This window comes from Candidatus Pelagibacter communis, assembly GCF_001180165.1.
Lineage (GTDB): Bacteria > Pseudomonadota > Alphaproteobacteria > Pelagibacterales > Pelagibacteraceae > Pelagibacter > Pelagibacter ubique_P.
This window is the reverse complement of sequence record NZ_CVSQ01000020.1, coordinates 21,013-28,501: the sequence shown is the minus strand read 5'-3', so window position 1 is coordinate 28,501 and position 7,489 is coordinate 21,013. Positions and strand designations below refer to the sequence as shown.

Sequence of the window (7,489 nt, the reverse complement as noted above, 5' to 3'; positions counted from 1 at the left end):
ATTATATCAGGAGTTATTGCTATTCTTTTTTCAAAAGTTTGATTTTCTATTACTGAACCAATTTTCATAAAAAAATTATAATAAAAAGACCGCCATTAGAACTAAAATTACTATTACAGCTACAGTTCCCCAAAGGACAAACCTAGTAAAATTATTCCACGTGTTTTTATGGTTTTCATTATCCATAAAAATTATTTTTGTCTTGCTTTAAATTTTGGGTTCGTTTTATTTATTACGTATACTCTGCCTCTTCTTCTAACTAATTTAGAATTAAGGTCTCTTTTTTTTATAGATTTAAGTGAACTTTTTATTTTCATAATTTTTTATGCCGGCAATGACCTACTCTTCCATGCCTTAAGACAAAGTACCATCGGCGCTGTAGGGCTTGACTTCCGAGTTCGGAATGGGATCGGGTATAACACCAACGCAATAATTACCGGCGATAGTGTTATACTGATTTAATTAATATTGTAAATAAGCAAATAATATTGATTTATCTACTTAATTATTTCTCTAAGATAGTCCCTTAATTTAGTTTTTCCAAATAACTTATAGACTTTATTTGATAAATTCATACTTGTTAAAGCAGAAGCATACCTCTCACCAGGTCTAGGAGGTAAAAATTTAATTTTAGAATTAAACATCCTTGCAACTTGAACTATGGAATAACTCTTTTTATTTGAGATACTATAGTGTCTACACTTACTTTGCTGATACGCATATATACATGCATCTACGGTATCTTCAACATGGGTAAATCTCCTAGATTGAGTTCCAGGTCTTACAACAGTTAATGGGGTTTTTTTTTTATATTGATCTTCAAATATTCCTATCACGGTTGCCATGCTTCCTGATCCAATCTGTTTAGGTCCGTAAACATTATAAAAATAAATGACTTCATATTTAAAATTGAACCATTTCTTTAAATTTTCTAACATTTCAAGATTTTTTGCTTTTGTAAATGCATATGGAGATAGGTTTTTGTCATTACCTTTATTTCCAATACTCGCTGATGTAGCTGAATAAACTAATTTTATTTTATTTTTTAAACAAAAATTAAAAACCTCGTTTGTTCCAATTGTATTTGATTCAATACATTGATTCATTTTTAAAAAACTTTGATAAATTCTTGAAAATTCACCAAAATGAAAAATTACTCTAATTTTTTTTTTATATTTTTCTAATATTTTAGAAATATTTTTTGTATCTCCCGTAATATATTTTATTCTTTTATTCAAAATATGATTTTTATTTTTTCCAGTGGTATAATTGTCAATACTAAGTATTTTTGATTTTGTTTTTAATAAAAGTTTTTCTATTAAATTTGATCCAATGAAACCAGCTCCACCAGTAACAACAATATAATCATTTATCATAAAGAAATTTAAATATATTTTTATATAAGATTTATTTGATATATATGATAGGAAAAAAAGTAAATATAAATATTATATTTTAAATAATAGGTATTAAATTTCATATGAAAATTTTAGAACTATCTGAAAAAAAATATTATTTAAGTTCAAGTATCGAATATTTCAAAAATTTTCTTCAAAACAGAAAAAACTTTATTAAAAAAAAAAAATTTCTATTTTTAGAAATCTCAAATTTTATTAATAATTGCATTGATAACTCAAAAAAAATTTTTGTATTTTGCGTAGGCAATTCAATCATAACAAAAAATATTCGTGCAAAAAAAATTTTTGTGAAAGAAATACATGATGAGTATAAGTTTCAATATAATGGAAATTTACAATATACTGATGATGTAAATTATTTAGATTTAAATGAATGTGACACGATAGTTATAGCAGATGTAGAACACCAATCTAATCCAGCATCAAATTTACTAAATATTTCAAAATATATGAAAGATGATGCAAAAATTATAATTTTATCAAAAAATATTATTTGGATGATTGTTTTAAAAATTTTAAAATTTTTTTTTAACTTTTCTCCTTCAAAAAATAACTTTTTACCATCTTCTTATTTAAACAATTTATATTCTAGCTGTAATTTAGAAATTGTAAGAAACGAGAAAATAATTGCACTCCCAATTTATATTCCATTTTTAACAAATTTTTTAAATAAATTTTTTAGATTACCAATACTAAATTTATTTTGTCTTACTAATGTAACTATATTAAAAAAAATTACTCAAAGTTCAGAAAAATCTAAAAAGTTAAGGGTTTCAATTGTTATCCCATGTAAAAATGAGGAAAAAAATATAAAAATTTTTGAAGACGAAATATTAAACAATAATCAGTCTAATGAATACTTGTTTGGTGATGATAAATCGGAAGATAAAACCAATCAAGAAATTGATAATCTAATAAAAAAATTACCTAATCATAATATAATTAAATATGAAGGTCCCGGTGTATGTAAGTCAGAAAATGTCTACAAAGGGATTGATAATGCTTCAGGTGATATAATTGTGATTTATGATGCAGATTTGACAGTAAGTTTTAAAGATATCCAGCTATCAGTAAACATTTTAAAAAATACTAATGCTGATTTTATAAATTGTACAAGAATGATTTATCCTCAAAAAGAAAATGCTATGAAATTTTTTAATTTTATTGGAAATAGTTTTTTTGCAATTTTATTCAGTTTATTATTTAAGAAAAAAATTACTGATACTTTGTGTGGAACGAAAATATTTTACAAAAAAGATTGGCATAAAATTAAAAAAGATATTTCAAATTGGGGAACTAAAGATTTGTGGGGTGATTTTGACCTTTTAATTGGAGCTTACAAAAATAATTTAAAAATTACTGAGGTACCAGTGACTTATTTTGAGAGAAAAGCAGGAAGTACAAAGATGACATCATTAATATCTAACGGTTTCAGAATGCTTTATATTATATTTTTGTCCTTTTATAAATTAAGGTTAGAAAAATAAATTAAAAATTAAAACCAGCTAAATCATTAATTCTTTAAATTTTCATACACATATTCAAAAGATTTTCTAAATACCATTTTGTTCTTTTTTATCATTTTAAAACCATAACTAACTAAAAGTTTATTAATATCAGTGAATGTGTATTTCTTTTCTATCATATCATCATAATGGTGTTCAAAATAAATTAATTTAACTTTGTTGTAATGAATTAATAATCCTTTAAGAATATTTAATTCATACCCTTCTGTGTCTATTTTTAACAAATCAATAGTTTTAATATTATTTTTAGTAATAAATTTATCTAATGTAGTCATTTTTACTGGTATTTTTATGAAATATTTTTTTTTATTTTTAATATTAAGCATTTTAAGTTTTCTTGAATAATATTTTGAGTTTTGATTTAAGGAATTGATTGTTGATGATGAAGATTCTAACGTTTGGTTAATATATTTATCGCTCTCATCTGAACCTAATGCATAATTATAAACAATAATATTTTTGTTATTTTTCTTTTTAAAATTTTTAATTAAAATTTTGTAATTTAAAGGACTTGCCTCAAAAGAATAAATTTTCTCATAATTGAAATATTTTTTAAATATATCTATAGTTTCCCCGTGATGTGATCCCACATCAAAGATAATCATAGGTTTTTTTATCTTTAAATTAATTAATTTTATAATTTTTTTTTGTCTAAAATTATCAAAAAAATTTAATAATTTTATTACTAATTTTATAAAGGGCATATTTTTATTTTAAAATCATTTATAAATAAAATAATATCCATGATTTTTTCTAACTTTAAGTGTTGAATCCATTCCGTTTGTACATGGGGTTGGGGTATTCCAGCAATGCCCTTTTGTCTCGTAAATAGTTAATCCTGCAGAGAATTTTTTAATTAAATAATCTTTTTTGTTAATAGAAAAAAATGGAAAATTATCAAATTTATAAATGTCATTTCTTTCAAACTCGTTGCTTATTCTGTTAATATTTTTTACATTAAAAACTATTAATACAAATAAAACTATAAACTTAAATCTTTTATTAAAATTATTTCTACTCTCAAAATTATAAGATAAATATGAAAAAGGAATAGATAAGGTCAAAAAAATTACCGAATATCCTCCATATCTTAACGTTGGATGTTTTAAGAACCAAATTAAAAAAATAATAATTATTACAAAGTAGAAAAAAATTATTTTTTTGTTAAAAAAATTTTCCTTTTTTAATTTAAATTTTTTGAATAGTAAAAAAATGAGGAATAATGTTGATAATAATAGACTAAATTGTTCTATAAATTTTCCAAGAAAATATTTTTCTACCCAATGTGAAAACCAGTTAAGCTTCTTAATATAATCTAATGGATCATCTACTCTAAAATTTGGACCTGCTCCTGCTTTAGCCCATTGCTCCAACCATAAAGACAAATTTTTAACTTGAATATTGTCTCTTGCCCAATCAAAATAATTTCCAAAACAAGTTTGAGAAATAGGAGAAATTAAACAGCCAGTAGATACGAAATGGTGCAGAAAATAAATTAAAATTATTGTAGTAAATGCTAAAAAGGACCTGGAAACTAATATTTTTCTAAATATTTCAAAAAATTTAAAATTAATAAAAAAAATTGTTAAACCTAATAGCACATATGGTAAAAAATAAGTTTTTAAACTTATACATAAACCAAATAATGGTAATATATGTAATAAATTATTTATTTTAAGTTTATCCTTTTCTAAACATATAAATTGAAAAAGCTTAATAACTAATAAGACAATTAAAATTTGTCCTACCTTGTCAGTCCCATATTCGGCAAACCTATTAAAAGACAAATTAAAGAAAGTAAAAGCCAGTAAATATAAAATCTTAATTATTTCGTGATTTTTATCAGAAAAAATTTCTTTCAATAAAAAAAAATTAAAAAAAATTAAATAAAGAAGTAAACTAAAGTGAAATCCGTAAAATTCAATAAAAGGCAAATAAAAAATAGAATTAAGAAAAAATAATGAAGAAATGAGATTGTAACCATGACCTATGTTTCCCATTCCAAAAATGACTTTATTTTCAGTTAAATATCCTACAAAAGGTAAATGATAATATGAAAAATCATCATGAGTTTTTGAAATTAATAGTGCAGCAAATGTAAATAACGAAATTAAAAAAATTGTTTTTAACAACTTTCGTTTTTGACTAAAATTTAAGAATATAAAAAAAATTATTCCAGCTATATGAAGAGGTGCATTATGAATAAAATTATGTTTAAAAAAAAAACTAGAAAACATTGAGAACAAAGTCAAAAAAAATAAACCATAAAAACCAATGAATATTGCATTTTGATTTTCATTTTTTTTTAAACCAAAACATACCTTATTAAATAAAATTCCATATCCGAGAACAGAAATCAGACTTAAGTAAAATATAAAAATAAATATTAAAAATTTCATTATTAATTTTTATTCATTTTTTTTATTTTTTTTTCCCATTCTAAGGATGAATTAAGAATTTTAGAGAGGTCATTAAATTTAGGTTGCCACAAAAAAAGGTCGATAAATTTTTTAGAATTAGCTACAAGATAGACACTATCTGACTTACGTCTGGGTCCAATATTTGTTTGAATTTTTTTTTTTGAAATTTTATTAAGTTCAGTTATTACATCTTTAACTGAATAACCATAACCATATCCACAATTAAAAATTCTAGATTTTTTTTTTTTAACTAGGTATTTTAATGATAAATAATGAATTTCTGCTAAATCACTTACATGTATGTAATCTCTAATAGGTGTTCCATCTTTTGTATTATAATCATCTCCATTAATAGTAAGTTTATCCCTCTTATTTGTTATCACTTCACACGCTCTTTTAATTAAGTGTGTAGAAAAATTTGATATAAGTCCTGTTCTCATTCTTTTTTCCGTTCCTGCAACATTGAAATATCTCAGGATGATATATTTAACAGCAAGCTTATTAGATTTTTTTATTAGATAATTTTCAATTTTCAATTTTGATTTTGCATATGGATTTAATGGATTTACATTTGATTTTTCTGATACTTTTTTTTTCTTATTTCCATAAACTGCAGCTGTAGAAGATAATAAAATATTATATAAATTTTTTTTAAAGCAAATTTCAAAAAATTTTTTTGCTTTTATGTAATTATATTCATAATATTTTTTTGGAAATTTTACTGATTCATCAACTCTTATTAATCCTGCAAAATGCATAACTAATTCGAATTTTTTCTTATCTAATAAATTTGATATTCTTTTTTCATCATCAATATCACATATTATTAAATCAGCTTTTTTAGGAACTAAATGTTTATGGCCAGTTATTAAGTTATCAATTATTGTTACTGAATAGCCTTTGTCAATTAAGAAGTGACTTACAGTACTGCCTATATAACCAGCACCTCCTGTTATTAATATATTTTTTAACATTTGTGAAAATTTTTAAAATAATTTTTAATGTTTTTTTTCATTTTTATATATATTAATTATTTTTAATATCTAATTTACAATTGATATATAAAAAAATAACTAAAGATTAAAATGTTAATATTAAAATATGTTATAATATACATCGTATTAGCTTTTCTCATTATTACTCTATCCCGATTTTTAAAATTTTTTGATAAACCAAATGACAGAACACTTCACTCGACTCCTGTTATAAATACAGGAGGATTGATGTTATATCTTTTTTTTTTAAGTATAATTTCACAGGATGAATTTAATCATAACATAGAGCTGATTGTAACTATCGGTTTCTTTGTTTCACTTGTGGGGTTTGTTGATGACAGAATGAACTTAAATCCATCTACTAAAATATTATTTTTAATTTTCCCATCTATATACTTAATTTTAAATGGTATAATCATTAGTGATCTGGGTTATTATGAATATTTAGGCACTATAGAACTTGGAAAATTTAAAATTCCTTTTTTATTACTTTCTATAGGTCTATTAATTAATGCAACAAATTACATTGATGGTATTGATGGGTTGTTATTAGTTTTTTTTTCAAGTTGCTTAATTTATTATTTATTTTTAATAGATGATTACGATACAAAAAGACTTCTAATCATTTTTATATTTGGCAGTTTAATAAACCTTATACTAAACGTTTTACCATCAAAAAGTTTACTAAAAGTATTTAGTGGTGATGCTGGAAGTTTATTTGTTGGGTTTTTTATAAGTTTTATTACTATAGAATTATACAATAGCTTTAAGATACATCCTGCCTTTTTAATCTGGCCACTTTGGTATCCTGTTTACGATTTTTTATTTGTAAGCATAAACAGAGTTTTAGTTAAACAATCTGTGTTTAGAGCTGATAAATCTCATCTTCATCATTTTCTTGTAAATAAATTTAAAAACCATTTGGTGCCATTATTTATTTTTATTTTAACAAATTCGTCTATAATTTATGCTGGTTTTCAAATTAGTGTGATTTCAAAACTATTATCTTTAATTGTATTTATTTTTGGATTTTTTATTTTTTTTATTTTAAGAAAATATTTTTATAAAAGAATTAGATAAATAACAGTAAATTAATTTTATAATTTGTTTATTAAATAATAAAAATAAAT

Annotated in this window: 8 protein-coding genes and 1 rRNA gene; 2 read left to right on the top strand and 7 right to left on the bottom strand. The window is 22.5% G+C overall.

All coding sequences use genetic code 11. The features are described from left to right. Positions 1-75: 75 nt before the first annotated feature. The 4 genes from AMN88_RS01490 to AMN88_RS01475 all read right to left on the bottom strand — a co-directional run bounded on the left by AMN88_RS01490 (position 76) and on the right by AMN88_RS01475 (position 1,376). A complete protein-coding gene (locus AMN88_RS01490; RefSeq protein WP_075536117.1) occupies positions 76-186 on the bottom strand; it encodes an aa3-type cytochrome c oxidase subunit IV in 111 nt (36 codons plus the stop codon). A gap of 5 nt (positions 187-191) precedes the next feature. Then, entirely contained in the window at positions 192-317 is a 126-nt protein-coding gene (ykgO, locus tag AMN88_RS01485; RefSeq protein ID WP_008545413.1) for a type B 50S ribosomal protein L36, read from the bottom strand. Between the two features lie 9 nt (positions 318-326). Further along, positions 327-441 (bottom strand): 5S ribosomal RNA (rrf, locus tag AMN88_RS01480). A 56-nt stretch (positions 442-497) separates the two neighbouring features. Beyond that, on the bottom strand, positions 498-1,376 hold the full coding sequence (locus tag AMN88_RS01475) for an NAD-dependent epimerase/dehydratase family protein (RefSeq protein WP_218836659.1): 879 nt from the start codon (positions 1,374-1,376) through the stop codon (positions 498-500). Between the two features lie 104 nt (positions 1,377-1,480). On the opposite strand from AMN88_RS01475, the gene AMN88_RS01470 reads away from it, so the two are divergent. Then, positions 1,481-2,905, top strand: a complete 1,425-nt coding sequence (locus AMN88_RS01470) for a glycosyltransferase family 2 protein (protein WP_075536116.1) — start codon at positions 1,481-1,483, stop codon at positions 2,903-2,905. A gap of 26 nt (positions 2,906-2,931) precedes the next feature. Here AMN88_RS01470 and AMN88_RS01465 read toward each other — a convergent pair whose 3' ends face one another. The 3 genes from AMN88_RS01465 to galE are packed head-to-tail and all read right to left on the bottom strand — an operon-like array spanning position 2,932 to position 6,338. Beyond that, positions 2,932-3,648 (bottom strand): FkbM family methyltransferase, encoded by a 717-nt coding sequence (locus AMN88_RS01465; RefSeq protein ID WP_075536115.1) that lies wholly within the window; start codon positions 3,646-3,648, stop codon positions 2,932-2,934. 15 nt (positions 3,649-3,663) lie between these two features. Next, complete coding sequence (locus AMN88_RS01460) at positions 3,664-5,343, bottom strand: hypothetical protein (RefSeq protein WP_075536114.1); 1,680 nt, start codon at positions 5,341-5,343, stop codon at positions 3,664-3,666. Positions 5,344-5,345: 2 nt separating this feature from the next. Next, positions 5,346-6,338 (bottom strand): UDP-glucose 4-epimerase GalE, encoded by a 993-nt coding sequence (gene galE / locus AMN88_RS01455; protein ID WP_075536113.1) that lies wholly within the window; start codon positions 6,336-6,338, stop codon positions 5,346-5,348. Between the two features lie 249 nt (positions 6,339-6,587). Between galE and AMN88_RS01450 the strand changes: the two genes are divergently transcribed. Further along, the gene (locus AMN88_RS01450) at positions 6,588-7,439 is read left to right on the top strand and encodes an MraY family glycosyltransferase (protein ID WP_075536112.1); all 852 of its coding nucleotides are present in this window, start codon (positions 6,588-6,590) and stop codon (positions 7,437-7,439) included. Positions 7,440-7,489 lie beyond the last annotated feature (50 nt).